This is a genomic window from Enterovibrio baiacu, assembly GCF_004120195.1.
Taxonomy (GTDB): Bacteria; Pseudomonadota; Gammaproteobacteria; order Enterobacterales; family Vibrionaceae; genus Enterovibrio; species Enterovibrio baiacui.
The window spans coordinates 187,851-208,782 of record NZ_SCHN01000006.1 but is presented as its reverse complement, the minus strand read 5'-3'; the positions used below and the strand labels follow the sequence as shown (position 1 = coordinate 208,782).

The 20,932-nt window shown below is 49.9% G+C and carries 17 protein-coding genes; 1 reads left to right on the top strand and 16 read right to left on the bottom strand.

What is annotated here, in order from left to right:
• Positions 1-18: 18 nt before the first annotated feature.
• Both rocF and EQP46_RS03530 read right to left on the bottom strand, forming a co-directional pair.
• The gene (rocF, locus tag EQP46_RS03535) at positions 19-948 is read right to left on the bottom strand and encodes an arginase (RefSeq protein WP_129492560.1); all 930 of its coding nucleotides are present in this window, start codon (positions 946-948) and stop codon (positions 19-21) included.
• A 191-nt stretch (positions 949-1,139) separates the two neighbouring features.
• Positions 1,140-1,760 (bottom strand): LysE family translocator, encoded by a 621-nt coding sequence (locus EQP46_RS03530; RefSeq protein ID WP_129492328.1) that lies wholly within the window; start codon positions 1,758-1,760, stop codon positions 1,140-1,142.
• Between the two features lie 535 nt (positions 1,761-2,295).
• Here EQP46_RS03530 and EQP46_RS03525 point away from each other — a divergent pair.
• Complete coding sequence (locus EQP46_RS03525) at positions 2,296-3,504, top strand: NupC/NupG family nucleoside CNT transporter (protein WP_129492327.1); 1,209 nt, start codon at positions 2,296-2,298, stop codon at positions 3,502-3,504.
• Positions 3,505-3,642: 138 nt separating this feature from the next.
• On the opposite strand, the gene EQP46_RS03520 is transcribed toward EQP46_RS03525, so the two are convergent.
• The 14 genes from EQP46_RS03520 to EQP46_RS03455 all read right to left on the bottom strand — a co-directional run bounded on the left by EQP46_RS03520 (position 3,643) and on the right by EQP46_RS03455 (position 20,618).
• Positions 3,643-4,299, bottom strand: coding sequence for a sugar transferase (locus EQP46_RS03520; protein ID WP_129492326.1), 657 nt, complete (start codon positions 4,297-4,299; stop codon positions 3,643-3,645).
• A gap of 95 nt (positions 4,300-4,394) precedes the next feature.
• Positions 4,395-5,576 carry a glycosyltransferase family 2 protein gene (locus EQP46_RS03515; RefSeq protein WP_129492325.1) on the bottom strand — a complete coding sequence of 394 codons (1,182 nt, stop codon included), beginning with the start codon at positions 5,574-5,576 and terminating at the stop codon, positions 4,395-4,397.
• Positions 5,573-6,649: a glycosyltransferase gene (locus EQP46_RS03510; protein WP_276320895.1), complete on the bottom strand. Its 1,077-nt coding sequence runs from the start codon at positions 6,647-6,649 to the stop codon at positions 5,573-5,575. The genes EQP46_RS03515 and EQP46_RS03510 overlap by 4 nt, the downstream gene beginning before the upstream one ends.
• 160 nt (positions 6,650-6,809) lie before the next feature.
• Positions 6,810-9,281, bottom strand: a complete 2,472-nt coding sequence (locus tag EQP46_RS03505) for a hypothetical protein (RefSeq protein WP_240671638.1) — start codon at positions 9,279-9,281, stop codon at positions 6,810-6,812.
• Complete coding sequence (locus EQP46_RS03500; RefSeq protein ID WP_129492324.1) at positions 9,265-10,761, bottom strand: GumC family protein; 1,497 nt, start codon at positions 10,759-10,761, stop codon at positions 9,265-9,267. The genes EQP46_RS03505 and EQP46_RS03500 overlap by 17 nt, the downstream gene beginning before the upstream one ends.
• Positions 10,758-11,882: a glycosyltransferase family protein gene (locus EQP46_RS03495; RefSeq protein WP_129492323.1), complete on the bottom strand. Its 1,125-nt coding sequence runs from the start codon at positions 11,880-11,882 to the stop codon at positions 10,758-10,760. Before EQP46_RS03495 ends, EQP46_RS03500 begins: the two co-directional genes overlap by 4 nt.
• A complete protein-coding gene (locus EQP46_RS03490; RefSeq protein ID WP_129492322.1) occupies positions 11,879-12,601 on the bottom strand; it encodes an acyltransferase in 723 nt (240 codons plus the stop codon). Before EQP46_RS03490 ends, EQP46_RS03495 begins: the two co-directional genes overlap by 4 nt.
• Before the next feature lie 473 nt (positions 12,602-13,074).
• On the bottom strand, positions 13,075-14,013 hold the full coding sequence (locus tag EQP46_RS03485) for a DUF4114 domain-containing protein (protein ID WP_129492321.1): 939 nt from the start codon (positions 14,011-14,013) through the stop codon (positions 13,075-13,077).
• Entirely contained in the window at positions 14,010-14,609 is a 600-nt protein-coding gene (locus EQP46_RS03480; RefSeq protein ID WP_129492320.1) for a hypothetical protein, read from the bottom strand. Before EQP46_RS03480 ends, EQP46_RS03485 begins: the two co-directional genes overlap by 4 nt.
• A complete protein-coding gene (locus EQP46_RS03475) occupies positions 14,584-15,495 on the bottom strand; it encodes a hypothetical protein (protein ID WP_129492319.1) in 912 nt (303 codons plus the stop codon). Before EQP46_RS03475 ends, EQP46_RS03480 begins: the two co-directional genes overlap by 26 nt.
• Positions 15,492-16,907, bottom strand: coding sequence for a lipopolysaccharide biosynthesis protein (locus EQP46_RS03470; protein ID WP_129492318.1), 1,416 nt, complete (start codon positions 16,905-16,907; stop codon positions 15,492-15,494). The genes EQP46_RS03475 and EQP46_RS03470 overlap by 4 nt, the downstream gene beginning before the upstream one ends.
• A gap of 17 nt (positions 16,908-16,924) precedes the next feature.
• The gene (locus EQP46_RS03465; RefSeq protein WP_129492317.1) at positions 16,925-18,079 is read right to left on the bottom strand and encodes a glycosyltransferase family 4 protein; all 1,155 of its coding nucleotides are present in this window, start codon (positions 18,077-18,079) and stop codon (positions 16,925-16,927) included.
• The gene (locus tag EQP46_RS03460; protein WP_129492316.1) at positions 18,076-19,350 is read right to left on the bottom strand and encodes a glycosyltransferase family 4 protein; all 1,275 of its coding nucleotides are present in this window, start codon (positions 19,348-19,350) and stop codon (positions 18,076-18,078) included. The genes EQP46_RS03465 and EQP46_RS03460 overlap by 4 nt, the downstream gene beginning before the upstream one ends.
• 251 nt (positions 19,351-19,601) lie before the next feature.
• Positions 19,602-20,618 (bottom strand): glycosyltransferase family 4 protein, encoded by a 1,017-nt coding sequence (locus EQP46_RS03455; RefSeq protein WP_129492315.1) that lies wholly within the window; start codon positions 20,616-20,618, stop codon positions 19,602-19,604.
• Between the last annotated feature and the right edge of the window lie 314 nt (positions 20,619-20,932).

The following is a 20,932-nucleotide window of genomic DNA, read 5'->3' as shown; positions in this document are numbered from 1 at the left end:
GTCCCTGCACCAAGCTGTCTAAATAACACTTCGGCCAAATGCACTGAGTATCAACGAGACGGCACGTTCTGCTGAGATGTTTCCTTTGTCCAAGAACGGATTAAGCTCCACGAGATCAAGTGACGTCATCAAGTTGGTTTCTGCACACTTCTCTAACAACAGGTGCGCCTCTCTGTAGGTGACACCGCCGGGAACCAAGGTGCCAGAGCCGGGAATGACTTCAGGATCGCAGCCATCAACATCAAAACTGACATGGAAACCCACGGTATCTTTCGTCACGATGTTGATGATTTCATCGCTGACCTTGTTCATGCCCATTTCGTCGATGTCGCGCATGCTAAAGAGATGCACACCTGATTCTCGAATCAGCTCTTTTTCCTTCTCATCAATGTCTCTGACTCCGACTAAGGCCACGTTCTCTGGCTTTATCTTGGTGTTTGCACTCAAGATGCTGGTGAAGTCTTTATCCCCGTAACCCATCAAGTGTGAGAGCGGCATGCCGTGTACATTTCCCGATGGGGAAATACCTGGAATGTTCATGTCTGCATGAGCATCAAACCAGACCAAGCCAATGTTCTGGTTTTGTTGTTGGTAGTAGTCGGCAATGCCTGAAATGGATCCCATGGCGATGGAGTGATCACCACCGACGATTAAAGGGACGTGACCATTGGTAAGGGCATCTCGCGTCACTTGCGCCAAGTCACGGCAGACATGCAGAATTTCACGTCTGAAACGCATGGTGCTGCCCGTTTCTGTCGGTCTCGATTCCATGGAAGGAACAGTGACATCAACTTCTTGAGAGATCTGATATCCCATCTTTTTGAGTTGCTCACCGAGACCGGCGATACGCACCGCAGACGGGCCGCCATCTGTTCCCCTTCGTGATGCTCCGAGGTCTAACGGCACGCCGATGATTTGAATGGGTTTCGCTACGCCTTGTTGTTCCATTGGGTGACCCTCAAAAGTTTGCTTAACCAAGATGAGTCTTCCACAGTTTGTTTTTCAAAAACGTGCATCGGCAACATATTTTTAACATGCAAGTTGTGAAAAAGAAGGCCGGATCAAATATACGAAAGTAGTGGAATCGGCGAGAGCCAAACGCACATGTTTGAAACGCATCGAGAGGTGGGGTGTAAGCCTTAAGCTTTCATTGCCAATACAACACCACAAGCCGCTAGAATACCGCCGGAGACTTTGTTGATACGTGCTTTGGCTTTTTGCCCATTGAAAACGCGGGTGGCTTTGTCACCAAGGATCGCATAGCCACTCAAAACACCGCCTACGGCCACCGTTGAAAGAATCAAAACGCCCAAAATCCCCGACGCTGACAGGGTTTGCACATTAATGAAGGCAGGGAAGAAGCCCATGTAGAACAAAATGGCTTTCGGGTTAGACAGTGTGATCACCAAGCCCATGATAAAGCTGGAAGACCCTCTGGCTTTCGACGTTTTTTGAGTGGTGAGTTCGCTATTTGTCGTTGGTGATGTCCAGCTTTTGTAAGCCAGCCAAATCAAGTAAACCGCGCCTGCGTATTTGAGGAAAATAGAAAACTCGCCCATGGCAGTTGCAACAGCTGACAAGCCAGAGAGCGCCAAACAGATGAAAATGTAATCAGCCACAACCACGCCGAAAGCAACCAATAAACCTTGTTTCATGCCAAAGGAAAGCGACCGCGAAACCACCGCCATCACGCTAGGCCCAGGAATAATGACGGATAAAAGCAGGGCGAGAAACAGCGCGGAGCCGGAAAATAACGACATGGTTCTTCCTTGATGTCATGCAGTGGATGAATAGAAAGTGAGGGAACGGCTTAATCGGCGTTACTGATTATGCGCATTGCTTAACCACCGATCAAGACGGTGGGCATTGCGCCTTCAATCTGAGGATTGTTTGCGGGACGGGTCAAACTCTGTTGCAATTTTCATGAGATAAAATTAACTTCCGCGGTTTAACGGGTTGTTTTTAAAAGAGACCATGAGAAAGAGAAGGATATTTGGCCGTCTTGTTACCGAAATAAGGGGTTGTCAGGGCAAATGTGATTTGGATATACTCCGCGCCCGGTTAGAGAGGCTACTTTTCATGAACGAAAAGTAGATTCAGCCAGCTTTCAATCGGCTGCAAAATGGATACTTGCCCCACGGAACTGGGCCCAGCGTAACTGTGAGCATTTACGGGCCTTATTATTCACCGTGATGGTAAAGCACACCACTTTGCATTCCTGCCAGTAGTGTTGTCTTCGCACGCGTGTGGATTTGAGCGCCCGCCTAAATCCAGATACTAAAGCAAGGTAACATAATGCAAATCATCTTCAGTTTGGCCGGTATATTGGCTCTGCTTGCGTGCGCGTACTTATTGTCAGAAAGTCGTCGCGATATCAAATGGCGCACCGTTCTTGGCGCATTCGGCCTTCAAGCCGGTTTTGCTGCTCTCGTTTTATATATTCCTTTTGGGCAAGCCGCACTGGGTGCACTTAGCAACGGCGTTTCTTCCATCCTTTCTTTTGCGGACCAAGGCATCGGTTTTGTTTTCGGTAGCCTCGCCAACGGCGATTTCATCTTCGCCATCCGTGTTCTTCCTCTCATCATCTTCATCTCTGCGTTAGTCTCACTGCTTTACTATCTTGGCGTCATGCAATGGTTAATCAAAGTATTGGGCGGCGGTATTCACCGTTTATTGGGCACCAGTAAAATTGAATCAGTGGCAGCAACGGGCAACATCTTCCTGTCGATGAGTGAAGCGTCGTTGGTGGTGCGTCCATTCCTAAAAACCATGACGCGCTCAGAATTGTTCGCTGTGATGGTTGGTGGTATGGCGTCAGTAGCAGGTTCTGTGCTTGGTGGTTACGCCGCGATGGGCGTTGAGCTGAAGTACTTGATTGCGGCAAGCTTTATGGCAGCACCAGGTGGCTTGTTAATGGCGAAAATGTTGGTGCCTGAACGCCAACAAACCATTGACCAATCTAACTTCGAACTTGAAAAAAGTGAAGACGCTAACGCGATTGATGCATTGGCATCCGGTGCGATGAACGGCGTAAAAGTGGCGGTTGCCGTGGGTGCCATGCTGGTGGCGTTCATCAGTGTGATTGCTATGGTCAACGCAGGCTTTGAAATCGTGGGTAACTGGTTTGGCTACGAAGGCGTTACGCTTCAAAGTATTTTCGGTTTCTTGTTTGCGCCGCTGGCATTGGTGATTGGCATTCCAATGAGCGAAGTGCTGACCGTAGGTTCGTTGATTGGTCAGAAGACCATCATGAACGAATTCGTGGCATTCCTTGACTTCGAAAGCGTGAAATCCGTGATTTCAGAACACAGCCAAGTGATTGTAACGTTCGCATTGTGTGGCTTTGCTAACATTGGGTCGATTGCGATTCAACTTGGTTCTATCGGCGCGATGGCACCTGAGCGACGTCATGATGTAGCGACGCTGGGTTTCCGAGCTGTGGGTGCTGCGACACTTGCCAATCTCATGAGTGCGGCGCTGGCTGGCTTGTTTATCTCGTTGTAAGCAACGATTAGAGTCACTATAAAGCTTGGGTTGAAATGAGGGCTGCGAATTTCGCAGCCCTTCTTATTTGGCGGTGTATCGCCAACATTTTCTAGTTTCTAGTTTCTAGTTTCTAGTTTCTAGTTTCTAGTTTCTAGCTCACTGACCTCGGCCTGTTAACATCACCCAAACGGTTTTAAACATGATATAGCAATCCATTTTGAACCATGTTTTGAGCGATGTTAGCGCCAGCGCGTAAGAATGGTCGAAGCCCACTTTAGAACGCACATCGGCAATGCAGGTATCGTAACCTTGGTTAACTTGCGCAAGCCCGGTGATACCTGGTGTTACACCATAGGTGCGCTCAGCAAAGTAAGGGATGGCCGTTTCAAGTTTTTGATAAAACCCTGGGCGTTCTGGGCGAGGGCCAATCAATGACATGTCACCCACCAATACATTGAAGAACTGTGGAATTTCATCCAAACGGGTTTTACGCAAAAAGCGACCAACACGGGTAATGCGGGGATCACCATCCGTCGCCCATGTTGCGCCAGTTTTGCTTTCCGCATCGGTGCGCATGGTGCGGAATTTCACCATGTGGAAAATCAGACTGAGTTCAGGCGTCGAACGACCGATACGCATCTGGCGGAAAAACACTGGGCCTGGGCTGTCGAGCTTGATGGCAATAGCAATCAAAGGAAACAGCGGGATTGTTAAAGCTAGGCCAATCAGAGTGAGAACAACATCAAACACACGCTTAGATTTTGCCGTGATTGGGTCAATATCACTGAGGTTATCCATAGTCACCTTATTCATTCTTTTTCGAGTGTTAGTGAAAAATGATGCGATGTTGCTTTCTGGTTTCGCCACTTGAGTCGTCATAGTGTAGCCCTCAATAAATTTGGATACGGTTAAATGCGCTGCCAGCGGCCTGCTTCAAGACCGACGATGTACCGAAGTGTGCCAATCATGTTGGCGGTGTGGCCGGACACCAGATAGCAAAGTGTCGCAAGCAATGGATTCTTTGGCACGAGCTTAAAGAATTTGATGAACGCGACGAGCGTATAAGCTGCAACCTGAGCGGCTGCGCCCATCAAAAAGAGTACGTGAAATTGTGCTAACCACAGCCAGCCAATCAGAGCAGTGAGCATCAAGAAGGGCATAACAACACGCAGCGCTTTGCCGGATGCAAAAGTGAATGCCACGCCGCGATATTTAGGGTTAAGCAAGGCTGCTAACCGCACCATTTGTTGGTAGTTACCTGCACCAATGCGAAGACGGCGTTTGAAATCTTGGTCTGCATTTGTTGGCTCAAGTTCAACAGCACAAATTGTGTCATCCACCGTGCCGCGATAGCCCTGTGCGACGATGCTCATGGGTAACACGAAATCATCATTAATGGTGTCGGCGGCAAGTGGGGTGAACAAATCACGGCGCATGAGGTAGAGCGCGCCGTGAGCGCCCAAGGTTGCGCCCATTTTGGCTTCACGATGCTGAAGCGTGCACTGGTAATCCCAGTATTTCTTCTCGCCTTCGGTAGGTTCAAGCAGGTGATAGCGGCTGTTTACGACACCAATTTTAGGGTCAGCGAAGTGCATGGCGGCAATCAATAATGCATCAATCGAAATGAGGGACGAAATATCGCTCATCGCCACAATCTCTTCGTCGATCAGGGCCATCGATTTGTTGATGACCGCGACTTTCCCTTCATTCACTGCATATTCGATGACCGTCAAATCCAAATGCTGACACGCGGTTTCGTTCAACGTTTCTCGAGCAATGTTGGCGGTGTCATCTGAACAGCCATCACATGCGAGCACGATGCGCAGTTTGTCGCTTGGATAATCTAAGGTCGCGAGGTTGCGAATTTTGTCTGCGACCCATTGCGCTTCATTAAACGCCGGCATCAGAATCGCCATAGTAGGTAACGCGTCATCGGCTTTTGAGCTGTTGTAACCACGTGCTATCGGCGTTGAAGACAGTGATGAAGGAATACAGCGCACCAGCATCTTTAACAAAAGGGGGTAGCCGAGGTGATGGTAAATCACCAAAAAAGTGCTGATGGCTGTGAGCCATAAAATCCAAGTACTCATAGCGATTTCCCCTCAGCCAGTGCGTCATAGGCGCTTGCCATGGTACGAATGTCAGCGCTATTCGTGACAAACTCGCGCGGGCTCGCGATAAGACGCTCATAAAGGAAAGGGAGCATCTTGTCCGCCATGTCCTTGGCGTCACCTGCTTTCAAAATGACGCCGGTTTGTGGGCATAAGGTTTCGACAGCACCGCCGACATTGGTCACGGCTGCTGGAATGCCACATGCTTGCGCTTCAAGCGGTGCGAGGGGGAAGCCTTCGTTGAATGAAGGCAAGCAGAACAAATCGAGTGCTTGGTAAAAACGTGGCATGTCATCAACATAGCCAAGGAAATGGACGCGTTTATCGACGTTGAGTGATTTCGCCAATTCACGCAGTTCATTTTCTAACGTACCGATCCCCGCAATGGTCAGGTGCGTGTTTTCTGGCAACGTCGCCATGGCTTCAATTAGCACTCGGTGGCCTTTTACATCTTCCAATCGGCCACTCGCGCCAATGAGTTTTACGTCTTTCGGCAGGTTGAATAATTTGCGCGCAAATTGCTTGTTGCCTGGCGAATACTTATCGACATCAATGCCGTTCTTAATGACTTGAACGCCTGCCATACCAGGCATGGTATTCAGCGCGTTGGCGACAACATCGGCATCCGCCACTAAGGTCGGGTTCGTAACAAGGCGCACGATTTTTTGAAGCAGTTGATGGCGCTTGTCGTTGTAGTGCCAAGCATCATGTTCGGTATGAATAAGAGAGATGCCAGCAAGACGTGATGCAATGCCTGCGTAAAAGTAAGGACCAATGTGGTGGGTATGAACCACGTCAGCATTTAATTCGATCAGCAATTGTTTCAGCTGCTGAATCAGTGCCAACGAAAACCCGTCAGGTTTGTTCAGAAAAATCAGTTGGTCTCTGCACGCTTCAAGGCGAGGCCAGGCTTTGATGGCAGATTCTTTATCGCCTTCCAAGCTAATAATCTTCATGCGTTTTCCGTGGCTGGAAAAACGCATGAATTCGAGCGCCATCACTTCAAGTCCGCCAGGTCTCAAATGCTGTACTACTTGAATGATTGTTTTCATGGTGGCCTCAGTTGTTTTTATATTTAGACTCGTACGGCTCTAAATGCATGAGGTGTGCCAGAAAATCAGATATTTTAAAGTGGCGTTTTTTCAATGGATTAACAATTTTACGAGCTACAGCTTCCCTGAATTTCTCATTGTGAGAATCGGTATGAGAAACTCATTCGGACTCGCGGGCTAATTCAATGATTTGTTGTCGCCATCTGTTCAATTGTTGTTGGTCAATGTCGGGCACATCTTCCCACTCATCAGGAATGGCGCGTTTGAGTGTTGAAAGTAACGCGTTCGCCGCTGTGTGGGTTTGCGCCTGTTGCTCTAGCCAAAGCATCCAGCGGTAATCGACAATGCCTTCCATGATTTCGTAGAGATCGCGGTGAATATCCGGCTCTTCGGGACACGGGTTCTCTGTGGGATACAAGAACTGCACATCAAACTCTCGGCCATCCGTTGGATCGAAAGGGTCAGCCGTGGGCATGCGTCCATGCCATTTCAAAAAGCCATCTGCTTGCGTTTGCCAGAGATAAAAACCTGCCGATGCACGGGGGTTGGGCAAGTTGTAGAGCCAGATTTCTCGCTCGTCAGATTGCGCTTCTTGAATGTCGTCTTTGTCTGCGCCAAAACCATTGTTGATCAAAACCAAATCGAACAGAGGTAGGTAGGCCTTATCTTTATCGTGATTAAGGTGGCCAGCGAGTTTGGCGGTGGGCGCAAACATAGAAAAATGCCGGTGCATGTCTTCAAATAAATCAACGTTACCGGGGTTGCTCGGTTCATCAGCAATGGACCAATACGGCGAAGGCTGCAGACGTTGCTTATGGGTAGCTTCAATCTGCGCTACCACATTGGCGGCATTGCCAGTGCCGATAGCTTGGCTAAGGCGTTTCGCTGGCGCATAAGCCATGGACGCGGTATACCCGAGCTTATTCAGCGAAACAGAGAGCTTTTCAAACGCCCTTTGTTCATCTTCGTTGTAGGGCGTAGGGAAGGGGGGAGAAATGCCCGTTAATCCGAGTTTTCGCAGATAGGAAAGATCGCACATCATGGCTTGATTACCCAAATGTGCGATGTCTTTAAACCAGCCGTAATGCACGGGTTTTTCGAGGTAAATACCCACGGGCTTACTCAACGCCGGCAGTGACGCCTCTACCACATTAATGGTGATGGGTTGCCTGAGTGACTTTCGCTGCATCATGACGTGCAGTTCGCCAGTGTATGTCCCTGCGGGTGTGCCTTTGGGGATATCGACACGCAACACCAGTTTACGCGGCATGGCGACGCCGTCATTGATGGGCATGAGTCCATGACGTAAAAAGTTATCGTTGGCACTGAGTAAGGTCGAAGAAATGTGAGTGCGGGTTAAGCTCCATTGGCTCCAATGCCAACTGACATTCAACGCCGTTTCACCGCGTTTGGGTTTGTTGATCATCACCATAGGCGCGCCGGGAATATTGCCCTGCTCAAAACTAAATTCGACCAAGGCAGACGTATCAGGTGCTGCGTTTACCCTGTTGTCTGTGTGACTCGTCGTGCCTTTTTGAGCTGGCTTTAAATGCGCGCTGCCCGTTGGCCAAGCTGTCCAATCAGAAACAGGCCAATTCTTCTCCCACCACGCTTGCCGTTGCCGTGTGAGCATGTCCAAAATCATCGGATTGTCAGCAGGAACAGCCAAAATGCCGCTTACAAATTGTGCGTCGGTGGAGTCGCCATAAAGCTTAACGATGACAGGATCGCCGTTGCTGGTGATATCAAACGTGACGCGGTCACTTTTTCGTTCGCCGTAAAGGTCCCAACTGTTGCTCTTCGGGGTCACGGCCATATCGCGTCGTTTGAGGTAAACCTGTTCAATCCACTCTTTAGGCGACCGATTCTGCCGATAAACCGTTTCTCCGTTCACGCGAATTTCTCGCTGCAAAGGGTGGGGTAAGTATTCCCACTCTCCGGCATCACGAAGCCAAAAAGTGATTTGCCAATCTCCAGCAGGAAGGGGCAGAGCCGCGGTATCGATGCCACGAATACCATCAATCGTTAAGCTATCTGCTGCTTGCATGCGGGCACTGCGATCAATGGGGTTCAATCCTTGCCCAGATAAAAGCCCAGATTTTATGGTGAGGGGCTTAAAGCCCGGCCAAATGGCACTGCCAACAGGGCCAAGATCCCAAGCAAAGACGTTTTCCCCCAACGGCTTGGGCGTCTCCACGTCGGCGGACATCAATGCAAAGCCGCGTTTTTTCTCACCGGGAAAGATAATGATGTTCTCGAGAGCATTGAGGTTGAGCTGGCGACCGCCCGGGGTTCGCATGCTGGCAAAAGGCACGTGGAGTTCGAATTCGCCTTTGGTCAGGACGCGTTCGATATTGGCACGGTCTGCATAACCCGGGTCGACGGTATCATCAGCGCGGATCACCAAAATGACCTCACTGTCCGAGAGGTTCATGCCCTTGATGACCAGCAAGCTGGTTTCTGACACGGTTTGTAACGATGATTTTTCGAGGCGAAGTTCGGCATTAACAGGCGCAGCAAGTATCACCAATAAAAACAAGAACCAAGCTTTCATACCAGAGAACCTTCCGTGTTGACTGAGTGTGTTCGCTTTACGCACGCCGCCTGACGCGCCGTCAGTTGTTCGATTCAATCACTTTTGCTTCACCCGCAATTAATTTACTCCCCTCTTTAGGGGGAATAACGTCGTCGCTCAATTCCGGTATGCGTGTTAATACAGGTGCGCCCGTTATTTCTTCCAGCATTGCGATGCGACGAATGGACGTATCTGTTAACTCCAATAGAACAGCCATGCCGCAACCAAGGAAGATACCACCCACCATGCCTGCAATGGTGAAAACAATGATGGGAAGGTTGCTCGGCACACCCGGGGAGTACGGTCGATCGATCACTTTGATACGTTTGTCTTGCTCGAACACCCCTAATGAACTGGTTAAACGCGCCATTTCGTAACGTTCGAGCAGTTCGTGGAAAAGTTCACGCTTCACTTCGAGGTCGCGTTCGAGCTTTTTAATCTGCTGTTCTTTTTCCCCTGATTGGCTTGTCTTCACTTCCAACTCGGTGATCATTGAGCGAAGGCTGGACGTTTCCTCTTCCAGCATTTCCACTTTGCTGCGCGCGAGTTGCAGGTTTTCTAGCTGGGAAATCAGAAGAGGCTGAGATTCGCCGTCGGTTTCCATCGTGGAACTGCTGGCAATGTCCCATAGCTGACTGGCGTCCACGGTTTCAGAGGTGTTCGATAAGAGTTGGGTGCGCTGTTCTTCTAAGCGACGAAGGCTGCGGTTTGCCCCTTGAACCAGACTGTGTTGGTCGGTATAGCGCGCTTTTAATAGCGCGAGTTCACTGCGAATTTTAACGATTTGGTCTTCAATCTTGCCGATGACGGGGTTGGTGCTAGATAGCTGTTGGTCAAGACCACCCAAGCCGCGTTGCGCACCCGCCATCTCTGCTTCTTTTTCGGAAAGCCGCTGCTTGAGCGCTTCTATACGTGAAAGGTTTGCGAGCTGCAAAGCCGGCAAGCCGTCAGAGTGTTCGGTTTTGAATTCGGTTAGCGCCGCTTCGGCTTTATCGAGTTCTTGGCGGCGAAATTTAATGTGCTCTGAAAGGAAGAAGCTGGAATCTTTCATGGAAGAACGTTCTGGCGCGAGCAACTCTTCAATGACATGTTGACTCACGATTTCCAGTGTTTCTTTCATTCCCTCAGGGTTGCCAGCGCGATAATCGATGCGAATAACGTCTTTGCCGATGGTGGTCATCGACAAGCCTTCTGAGAGGTTAGCGATAGTTTCGTCCACCAAAACCGGATCAGAATCTTCAGCGATGAGTTCTTGTTCGATGGCAACCTTACCGAGAATATGACGGCTGTGGAGCAAGGTTTGAAGTCCACTAAAGCGCTCTTTCATTTTTGCGGAAACCGCCAAGTCTTCAAGAAACGGGTTCATCTTTGAGGTTTCTTGAATCAACATGCTGGTGTGAGAGTTGTACTTTTTCGGACTCATTAACCCAATGGCAGTGCCCATGAGCGGCAAAATGATGATGGGCATCATGATGACGTAACGACGTCGCCATGCCCCATCAAGCAGAATCAGAAATTTGTACGTTAGCGTGTTCATAGCGCGTCCAACCATCTCTCAAGTTCTTCTGCGCGAGCCTCCCAAGTGTGAGGCTTCACTGCGGCCTGTTGCTGCTCGTTTCTTAGCTGGAATTGCGCCTCTTCTAAGGCTCTGATCATCTCTTTTTCTGTTGTGACCACTGACACGAAAGCGGAGTAGCTCGACAACGCAGGAAACGGTGTACTCACAACCGGCGTCCCTGTGGCCAAATACTCGCGAAGCTTCAGCGGATTACAGGCGTGGATCTGTGCATTGTCAGCAAACGGAAGCAAACTTGCTGTCCAGTGTTGGCTGTAGCATGGCAACAGGTGATGCGGGCGTGGCCCAAGTAATCTCACGTTGCTGTGTTTTGTTAATGCTTGAGCGCGTTCGCATGCACGGCCGATAAACACGAAATCCCATTCAGGCAGCGCAGAAATCACGGCATCTAACAAATCATAGTCCAACCATTCCGACAATGAGCCATAAAACCCAGCGATGGGACGTCGGTTGTAAGGCATGTCGTCAGCACGAGGTGCGGGTGTGGAAAATAACGAATAATCAACACCATGCGGTAAAAACTGTGTGCGCTGCTCTGGAAAACGGTGCACCAAGGTTTCGCTTGACGCCAGAATGAGATCCGCTTTTTCGATGAGTTCTTCTTCACGCTCAGATACGGTGTCGTGATCCACTCCTGCAAGGGAGGAAAAATCATCACCGCAGTAATACACCAAAGAGTCGGTGCCAAGCTTGTCTGCGACGTCCACGGCGGTAGGCAGAGAGGTCCACAAGATAGGATTGTGCAGGTTATGTTTTTCAATGATGGGAAGCAGTTGCTTCTTCAACCAATTGGCAGCGAGGTTGCGGCTAAATTCTGAGCGCGGAGCGGGCAGCGTTGTCGGGTTAACGATGGTGATATTGTCGGGCGTTTCAATGGACATGATGGCGCTGTTGCCGATTTTCTTCGCCGTTAACTTTTTCCATGCGCGTTTAATGTCGCTCAGCGATAGACGAGGTTGTCGCAAACCAATGGAATTTACCCATATGACTTTACGTTGCGACGCAAGGTGACGAATGAGGTGCTGTGTGCTGGATGGCAATCCGCCCCAGTCTTCGCCAAAAACGATCAAGTCTCTGCTCATTTTTTCATCTCCTCAGCGGTGAGTGGACGAAGTACTTTTGCCGGTACACCTCCGGCAACAACAAACGGCGGTAAATCTGAGGTAACAACACTGCCTGCGGCAACAATGGTGCCTTCGCCAATGGTGACGCCAGCCATCACGGATACGCCGGTGGCGAGCCATACGTCACGTTCTAAAATGATGTCGCCGACTTGGCTATCTAGCTCAGGCAAGCCAGCGGCGCGATCTTCTGCATTCATCGGGTGGCCTGGGTATCCTGCTAAAAATGCGCGTCCAGCAATGCGCACGTTGTCGCTGATCACTACCTTAGTGCCCACCGCAATGGTGGTTTGCCAGCCAATGTCGACATTACTTCCCACGGTCAGAGACGGTGTGACATTACCCACTGTTCGGCCTGAAAACGTGGTTTGACCGGAAACGCGGCATTGGTCGCCGAATGTTAACGTGACAGGACCGCTCACGAAGGGCATGCCACCGTATAGGTAAAAGCCCTTTCCTACGGTGTCGATGCGACCTTTAAAGGTTGGTGTCCAGTAAAACGTACGGGTGAGGTTTGCCCACAAGTTCATGATAGTCGTCGTAAAAAAATACAAGGGAGCAGAAATCAGTTTTGGTGCGGGTACGCTCATCTGCATCATGGCTTTGAGCACAGTAAACAGTCCACGTGCGATGGGGTTTGGGCTGTGCTTTATCCATTGACGTGTTGATTGCATGCTCATCGCGATTACCCCTCATTCACGGATGTGGAGAAAGGGTGTGAACCGAAACCTGACGTGAAGGTTGTAGAAGATTCAGATACTGCAGTAACGATCCCACACATAAATATCCCCTTTTTATTATTCGTTCGAACGTTGTCGCGTCCGTTGAACAAAGGAAAAGCACAAAGCAGGCCAACTTTAACTCGTTTAAATATGAAAGGGTTAGGGTGGGAGGGTGTTTTAGCGTACGGCGTTTTCCCATTCTGATTGTCAAAAAGACGAAATCAGACACAAGGAGATGACGTGTCTTTTTAAATTTGCAAAATTGCCTACTATTGCGGCAATGAAAGGCGCAGTTAGCTCGCCACCTTTCGTTTCGACAGTCGGATTTTTAGACGCGAGCCTCAAAGCATGATGCTTCAAAAAACACGCGTCAAAAAATCCGAGCCATCAAAACTGTCGGTGGCGGATCGTACCCTGACTGCGGTAGCGGGTTATGCTGCCAGCATGGGCTCGTTAGATGGTGCAGACTTACGTCTCGCCATCACGATCAAGCCTGCAAACATCATGAGTCCAACAAGGCTTTGTGCCATTGGCGGCAAAGGCGCTGTTGCTATGTTTGACCCACCAAATGCATCGACTGGGTCACTGTAGACCATGAATATTGCGTCATTGAAGTCTTCATCAGATTGAATCCCCCAATCGTTGGAACTGGGGTTCACACGATTGAGGTCTTCAAAGCCCATGATGACTTGTTCTTCGTTGCTGTCTGCAAACAACATAGCAACGTGACGAGACGACGGGCTGGCACTGTCCAATTCATAGGTAAGATCGGCCTCGGGATTGAGGAAATCTAAGCCATAGAAAGTTTGGTCAGCACCTGTCAATACGCCATCAGACACAGTATCGCCATTGGTGTAAGCATTTTGCGAGAGGAAAAAGCTCACGTTCTTTCCTGCCGCGATGGTGGAATCTGTTACTTGTACCGTGTCACCCACGTTCAGACTACCGCCGCTGCCAGATTTCGAAAGGTTGGAATACAAAAAACCGTAGTCCACGCCTTCCACTGCGCCGAGTTCCGCGAGTGACACAACCCCTGAGCTGTCAGTGTCTATCGAGTTCTTGCTCAGACCGCTAAAGGTATTGTCATCAAACGTGAAGTAACCGAGGCTATTTTTGTACCCTGCGCCTTCATCAAGAAAGCTGACGTATACATTACCTTCTTGATTCATCGAGAGGTAAGGGTTGTAATCCGTGTTAAGAAACTCGGTATTTACAGCTCTTGCTTCTGGAAGCACAGTATCAGCAAGGTTCATCAATGATTCGTCGACAGGGTTGTTAACAATGTCGGGTGAATTGGCATCTAACGCATGTGCGGTCGATGCAGCGAGTATTGCGATCGTTCCTAGTAGTGTATTTATCGCGTGCTTCATAGGATACCCCCTTTGAGCGCGATGTGGTTGAACGGAAGTTGGTCTGCTCTTGCGCATCGTTCAGGGTGCGCGATAGCAAGGGCTGGACCCGGGTAGAACACGGTATGTGCGCCAACTTTTCGAGCAACAGCATGCAGCGTTGTCTTGAGCCAGAACACGGTACGAGGGAACTCGTTGTAAAGCGTCCCATCGAACAAAAATTGTGTGCGGTACTGGCTTCTTTCCGCCAGTGTTTGCCATAGCCCGGCAAATTCGTCGCCATCAGGCATCACCAACATGGCGAGATAACCTTCACAGCTTGGTACGGACACTTGAAGGCCCTTAATGCCAGCATCTTCCGTAAAGTGCACCGATTTCATGTCGAACAAGCCTTGAGATCGGAAAAACCGCACCAGTTGTTTTTCTGCCGACCCTTCCTGATAGAGGCTTTGGTTGTATCTCTGCTGACCTTGATGGCGATATGCAGCATTGGATACGTCGCTATTTAGGGTGTTCGACGCGATCACCGCGTCTGTCCGCAGATAGACGCCACTGGCAATCATCGCCACCGTGAGGGACATACTTACCCAATCAATGAGTGTGTTCCGTTTTTGCATAACGGATCCCCCAGAAAATGATTGAAAGCGTGAGTGCTGCGGAAAGGAAAAGATACGTATCCTCCCCAGTGGGTGAATGCCACCAGGTGTGCCATTCCATCGTAAGGCCCATGCTGAACAACCGCAGTACGTTGAGTAACAAGGCGCTGACAAGCAGTAATGCAACAATGGTCACCTCACGGAACGAAAACACCACTTGATGCCAACGCGCAATGGCGAACCAGCATGTGAAGGCGCTTATCATGGCGGGCAGAGAGGAACAGTTTCTCAGCATCAATACCTGATGGTCTGAAGGGCCAAAGTAAACATTTCCGACCGCATAGCCCGTGCCTGTGACAAGCTGCAATACTGACGCGACCATGTTCGCATCCAGTGCGAGCACGGGCTCGGTAAACCATTTCAATGCGTACAACACAGTGAGCGCTTGAAGTGCACATACCATTAGGATGAGTGCGCTGTTTTTAAGCGTTAGATGTTGGCTAGCCAGCTGTCTTGTCGAGGTTAGGCTGCTTTCATGTGATGCTTGGACAGAAGATAGAGCACGGATCGCAGTCCAAAGACCAACAAAGAAAAGCACAATTAACGCACCTTGGAAGCTCGGAATGGCGAGCAACAGCGCGAGAACAGTGGCAACAACATGGTCGCCTGTGCGTGGTGTTATCGCGGGGCTTTGAACGAGCAAAATCAGCCCTAGGCCTAAACACAACATGGCGGGAATGGCATCGAACTCCGACACAGTGGGCGCGTTCACCGAGAAAAACGGCAGGGCGAGAGACACACAAATACCGAGCAATAACACCATTGCAAGACGCTGAACGCTGGGCGTAGAAGCCCAGCGCAATACTTTCACTGATACGGTGAGGGTACTTGTGAGTCCTTGATTCATGCTACTTGCCCTCGCAATCTCTGTAACGAAAGGGGAGGGACAATGCCAAGTTTGTGCGCCAACATGAACACACTCATCGGCGCCAAGGCCGTTAAAACAATACGGGTGAACAATGACCATTCAAATTGGCTGATCGACAACCAAATAAGGCTAAACGTGAGCATCACGAGTAATGAGAAAACAGGGTAGGGCAAAAAGTAAAGGTGCTGACTGACGCAGAAGAACATTACCATGCGTAAGCCTTGGGTGAATGCGAGTGCTGCCAAAATACCGAAGACACCATATTCTGCGCCCCAGAGCCACAGAGTCGCCAAGGCTACAACAGCAGATATGGCATTGATAGCGAGTTGTGCGTAAGAGGTTTCTCCTGCATAGCTCCCCAGATTAATCAGTTCTGCGATTTCTTTAAATAATGCGGCGGCAATCAAAAGTGCCGTGAACTGTGCTGCCATCATGTAGCTTTCTGGCAGTAAAAAATGGATGGCGACAGGGGCGGAAAAGGCAACCACGACGGCGATGAACATACCTAGCGTGAGGCCGTAATTGGTATAGCGAGTGGCGTTTTCTCGGCCATTCTGACCGTACAAAATATCGAAGCGTTTTGGCATCCACCACATGCCAAAGGGTTGCAGCAACAGTACAACCGCCAAGGCGAACTTAGCCGCCACGCCAAATTGCGCTACATCTTCCAACGACGCGACTTCTGCCAATACCCAACGGTCGAGACCATTGAGAGAAAAAGCCATGAGGCCGCTTGCCATGATTGGCAGGCTATAAATGAGTGATTGTTTGGCGACATCTTTTGAGAAACCAAAACCAGTGTCTTTAAGTTGCAGAGCCGTGAGGATAACGGCTTGCATGACGGCAGCAATCACGCCAGCTTCGAGCACGCCATCAATACCGCGTCCCATTAACAACATCACCACCGTGAGCCCTGCATGGAAAAACGCGCGCCCAACGGCAACCGTGAAAAAGGCCGTCGCGCGGTTTTGCATTCGTAACCAGCCCAGTGGAACAGCAATGCAGCCTTCCAGAGCAAGCATCAGCAACACTAACCGTAATTGATACGTGCTTAGACCGCCCGGGACGTAAGCATCTAACCACGCTGCAAGCATCCAACCAGCCGGCACCACAAATGCGCCAACAATCAGTGTGAGTGTGAAAATACGCGCGGCCATGCGTTTGCGTTCGTTAGCGTCGTTTTGCCCTCCGACAAAGCGATACAGAGCGTCTTCCAATCCCAATCCGACCAAGATGCTGCCGAGGGCCGCAATACTGCTGACAATCTCGAGTTTCCCGAATTCCGCTTGTGGCAAATGATGGGTGATGAAAGGCAGCATCAATAAAGAAATGCCTTTCATCAATGCAATGCTGCTTCCGTACAACAGTGTTTGCTTCATCATCGGCGTCATGGTTTTCATCCTTGCCATTACGTGTATGTGTTGTTTTGTTGCTCTTTTGAAACCAGCTCTGGCATAACTTGGCGCGATTTACTCACCAGGCTTTCGCAAATCGCAGCGAAGCAAAGGTCAGCGCGATATTGAAGAGCAATGTTGCTGGCGGCTTTACCCATTCTCTTAACCTGTCGCATGTTTTGCTCCGCGGCTTGGATTGCTTCAATCAAGCTGTCTACGTCGTCAGGTTGATACTTCAGGCAATTTTCATTGGCGGTTAACTGGCGATCCCAAAAGGCGTCGTCAGAGGGAATGATCACACACATGCCAGCAGCCATAGCCTCGAGAATCGACAAGCCAAAAGGCTCTTTGGTGCTGGTGGAAACAAAGATGTTTGCACTGGCACGGATCTCATCAAGGTTGTCCGGCGCTTGGTGCCAGAAGACTTTGCTCAAGGTTTGTGGCGCTTCGCTGGTGGGTAAATTGTTTTGTTTCGGACGGATATAACAGACGTGTGATTCTGGACGCTCAGCAGGGCTCAATCTGCTCAACGCCGCCGTGAACGTATCAAGACCTTTCCATTTCAATAGCGATGCTGCCCAGAGCATGACGGCATAGTCATACTGACATTGGCTCGGCCAAGACTGCTTAGGCAGCCCGTTTTTGAAAGGTTGGATCTGAGGGTATGAAGCAATGTCTGGCGAGTGTCCCGCCGCTTCCAACGCCGTGGATAAAGAGGCTTGCGTGGCGTCGAGATAGAACACACTGTCGGCGGCGGCGAGACAGCGACCAATGGTGCGTGATTTCGCCACTGGGCCGTGAATCATTTGGATTAAGCGGTAACCAAGCACGGCTTTTACCAAATACAGACCCAGATCAACCCCCGGGCCTGATGCGCCTAACGCTGTGTGTATTTGTCCCACAAACAGACGAAGCCAGAGCAGTTGAATCGCGATCAGAATGTGACGCGCAAAGTACCCTAAGCCTTGTTCTGCTGTTTCCAAACGCTTAGGCATATGCAGCTTGGCGACATAGGCTTGTGATGATGCCCATGTCTCCTTGTCTGCGGTGAGAATGGTCACGCGCGCTTCTTGGCTCTCAAGCTGACTCAGCACATGCTTGGTAGAGACTTTTGATCCGCCAGCAAAGGCGATGGGATCAAGGATAACGATGTGCGTTAATCGACTCATAGCGCCTCCTTCGCAAAAAGATCGTTGGCAGTTTGTGCCGTTGCTTTGCGATTTTTTACAAACTTCAATGACGCTTGAATCGGTGGAAGCACCTGCCAGTGGCTGTGCCATTTCAACGGCATGCCTGGGTCGGTAAGCAAGGTGTTGTAAAGCGCTTCGAACTTCGCGGTGTGAGACGAAATCGTGAATTTTTCCATCACGCGTTTGTAGCCGTTTTGACCGAGCAACAAACGTTGTTCTTGGTTGATGTAAAGGTGGAACATGGCTTGCGCAATGGCATGTGCATCTTCTTCTGGCACCAAAATGCCTGTTTCGTGGTGCGACACAACGCTAGGAATGCCCCCCACATTGGGCGCGACAACCGGCAAACCGCTGAGGCCTGCCTCGGCGAGTGTCAGTCCGAATACTTCTTCTCGTGCGCCAGACACGACCATGTCAGCCCCGCCGCGCAATAGACCAACCACATTGTGTTGTTCCCCAATCAAATGCACGTAATCTTCAAGGCCAGCTTCTTGAATTTGGTTTTCGAGGTTTTGGCGTTCTGCGCCCTCACCAATCACGACCAAGTGAATGGGGAGGTACATTTCACGCAGTTGTTTGCAAGCTTCAATCAACAGATCAACACCTTTGCGGGTGATCAGTGAACAGATGCTAACGGCGATGAATGCATCGCTTGGCAAAGACAGTTTCTTGCGAAGGTTGGTAACGGGCTGAGCAAGCAAGGCGTCGGTATCAATGCCATTTGGAATGACTTGGCAGCGTTCTTCTTTGCTACCGTCATTCAGCAATTGATCAACCACAGGTTGGCTCACGCCTACCGCCATGCTGGCGTGGTGAAGCCCAAGTGTGATGCGGTCTCGCAGTGGGTAACGCGAATGAAGATGTAACACCAAAGGTAACTTGCGCGCGCGCGAGACAACATTCAGCCATTGGCTTGGCGCGCCGCTGTTTGCGTGGAGCAGGTCGATATTGTGGTTATCGACAATCTCAATGCCTTGGCTGATGAGTTGTTTGTAGCCGCGGAAATTGCATTTCGGCGCGGTTTCACCGAATAGGAGCGGAAATTCGCTAACGTAAACGTTGATGTTGAGCTTGCGCGCTTCATCAGCCAGTAATTCACTGTTACACCATAGAACCGGTGTAAAGGCGTCCTTGTCGATGTGCGTGAGTAAATCAAGTAAGCAGCGTTCACTTCCACGAATCCAGTTATCACCGTAATGCACAAACAAGACATTACGCGATGTTGAGAGAGTTTGGGTGTTTGAATACATACTCTCTTCCTCCAGTTAGTTCAGTGACTCGTCACATGCGGTGCTTAGTGTGTCTGTGGCGAGATAGTCATAGTGACGATTGGCTTTCTTGTTGTATGACGTTGCCAATGGTCATCCCTGTATGTCTAAAATGTTTGCAAGGAGTAGGCCATGTTTTTAACGTGTTGAATATAAACAAAAGCGCCGCGTGAGCCTGCGAAAAATGCAGAGTCGGCGCGACGCCATTTAGTCATTATGAAAAAGAAAAGTAGTCATTCTGCGAAATTGGCATAATCCGCAAGTAACTTAGGAACAACGGCTTCCGTTGAAAAGCGCTGTTTGATGGTGGCAATGGCTTCTTGGCTCCACTGTGCTTTTTGCACGTTGTCAGACATTCGCCAATCTTGAATGGCAGCGACCATGCCTTCCATATCCCCTTGTTTCATCAGCCAACCGTTTTCATTCGGCTTGACGAGTTGATCCAGTGAGCCAACGTCAAACGCGATCACTGGAATGCCCCGCGCCATGGCTTCAAGCGCTGCCATTGGCAGACCTTCAGCGCGGGAAGGGATCACTAACAAACCGATGCGCGGCCACACATCGCGCATGTCTTTTTGGGGGCCATGAAAGGCAAGGTTGTCGGGCGCTTTTTGCTCGAGTTCTTTACGTAGGGGGCCATCACCATAAACGTGGAAATCGAGATGCGGAAAGCGTTTCGATAAGATGCTGAAACGATCCGGCGCTTTCTCATGGCTTAGTCGCCCAACAAACGCGATTTCTGTGCCGAAAGACGGTGATAGCGTGCTGGTGTCCACGAAGTTATCTGCCAGTTTTGCCGAGCACGGTAACGTAGACAGGATTGGGCTGCTCACCGCATACACATGGTTGGCAAGGAAGGCGGTATGGCGATCAAACCAGTCGTACCATTGCAGCTTGCCTTGCTTTTGTTCGCCACTGTGAAACGTACTGGCACAAGGGACTTTCATTAATCGTGCAATCGGGCGCACCAAAATCCCTGCTTTGTAACCGTGTGTATGGATCACATCGGGCTTTTCTTTTTTAAGCGCTTGCCACAAAGAAGCAATGCGTCCATCAAGCATGATGCAATCCAATCCTGAAAACATGAGTCTGCGTTGGAGGGGGTGTTCGCCGTAGTTTTGAAGAAACACAATGCTGACTTGATTGTTGGCAGCTTTCAAACCAAGTGCGAGTTGTTCAACATGGGATTCAATGCCCCCAAACCCGCGACTATCCAAAACGATCCAAATGTTACTTACTTTTTTTTTCATGTTGCCCTCCACAGTCACGATAAATGCGAGCAAAAGGTCTGTGTTTTCGAAAAGCGCTTCGATGAGGCTCGCGAGTGCCGTTGAAAACTGCAAAGTTAGTGCCAGTTCGGCATATGACGTGTGAGTGAGTTGATAAGGCATTGTCCTTAAAAGGTTGAAAGACTATTGGGCGTCAGAACCGTGAGTGACATGGCACGTGCGGTGTGTACGGCCACACCTGAAAATTCTCATTTTGATGAACAAATTTAGTCATTCTGCGAAAAACACGTTTTGTCGGCATTCAATCCGCATGTCAGATTGAGCAAATTGAAGAG

Bases quoted from the DNA above. Each gene is read 5' to 3' on its own strand.
- EQP46_RS03510 (WP_276320895.1), bottom strand. From the start codon at position 6,649: ATGAAAACAATCATTCAAGTAGTACAGCATTTGAGACCTGGCGGACTT.
- EQP46_RS03475 (WP_129492319.1), bottom strand. From the start codon at position 15,495: ATGAATCAAGGACTCACAAGTACCCTCACCGTATCAGTGAAAGTATTG.
- EQP46_RS03480 (WP_129492320.1), bottom strand. From the start codon at position 14,609: ATGCAAAAACGGAACACACTCATTGATTGGGTAAGTATGTCCCTCACG.
- EQP46_RS03495 (WP_129492323.1), bottom strand. From the start codon at position 11,882: ATGAGCAGAGACTTGATCGTTTTTGGCGAAGACTGGGGCGGATTGCCA.
- EQP46_RS03485 (WP_129492321.1), bottom strand. From the start codon at position 14,013: ATGAAGCACGCGATAAATACACTACTAGGAACGATCGCAATACTCGCT.
- EQP46_RS03460 (WP_129492316.1), bottom strand. From the start codon at position 19,350: ATGTATTCAAACACCCAAACTCTCTCAACATCGCGTAATGTCTTGTTT.
- EQP46_RS03490 (WP_129492322.1), bottom strand. From the start codon at position 12,601: ATGAGCATGCAATCAACACGTCAATGGATAAAGCACAGCCCAAACCCC.
- EQP46_RS03470 (WP_129492318.1), bottom strand. From the start codon at position 16,907: ATGACGCCGATGATGAAGCAAACACTGTTGTACGGAAGCAGCATTGCA.
- rocF (WP_129492560.1), bottom strand. From the start codon at position 948: ATGGAACAACAAGGCGTAGCGAAACCCATTCAAATCATCGGCGTGCCG.
- EQP46_RS03465 (WP_129492317.1), bottom strand. From the start codon at position 18,079: ATGAGTCGATTAACGCACATCGTTATCCTTGATCCCATCGCCTTTGCT.
- EQP46_RS03520 (WP_129492326.1), bottom strand. From the start codon at position 4,299: ATGAATAAGGTGACTATGGATAACCTCAGTGATATTGACCCAATCACG.
- EQP46_RS03530 (WP_129492328.1), bottom strand. From the start codon at position 1,760: ATGTCGTTATTTTCCGGCTCCGCGCTGTTTCTCGCCCTGCTTTTATCC.
- EQP46_RS03500 (WP_129492324.1), bottom strand. From the start codon at position 10,761: ATGAACACGCTAACGTACAAATTTCTGATTCTGCTTGATGGGGCATGG.
- EQP46_RS03515 (WP_129492325.1), bottom strand. From the start codon at position 5,576: ATGAGTACTTGGATTTTATGGCTCACAGCCATCAGCACTTTTTTGGTG.
- EQP46_RS03455 (WP_129492315.1), bottom strand. From the start codon at position 20,618: ATGAAAAAAAAAGTAAGTAACATTTGGATCGTTTTGGATAGTCGCGGG.
- EQP46_RS03525 (WP_129492327.1), top strand. From the start codon at position 2,296: ATGCAAATCATCTTCAGTTTGGCCGGTATATTGGCTCTGCTTGCGTGC.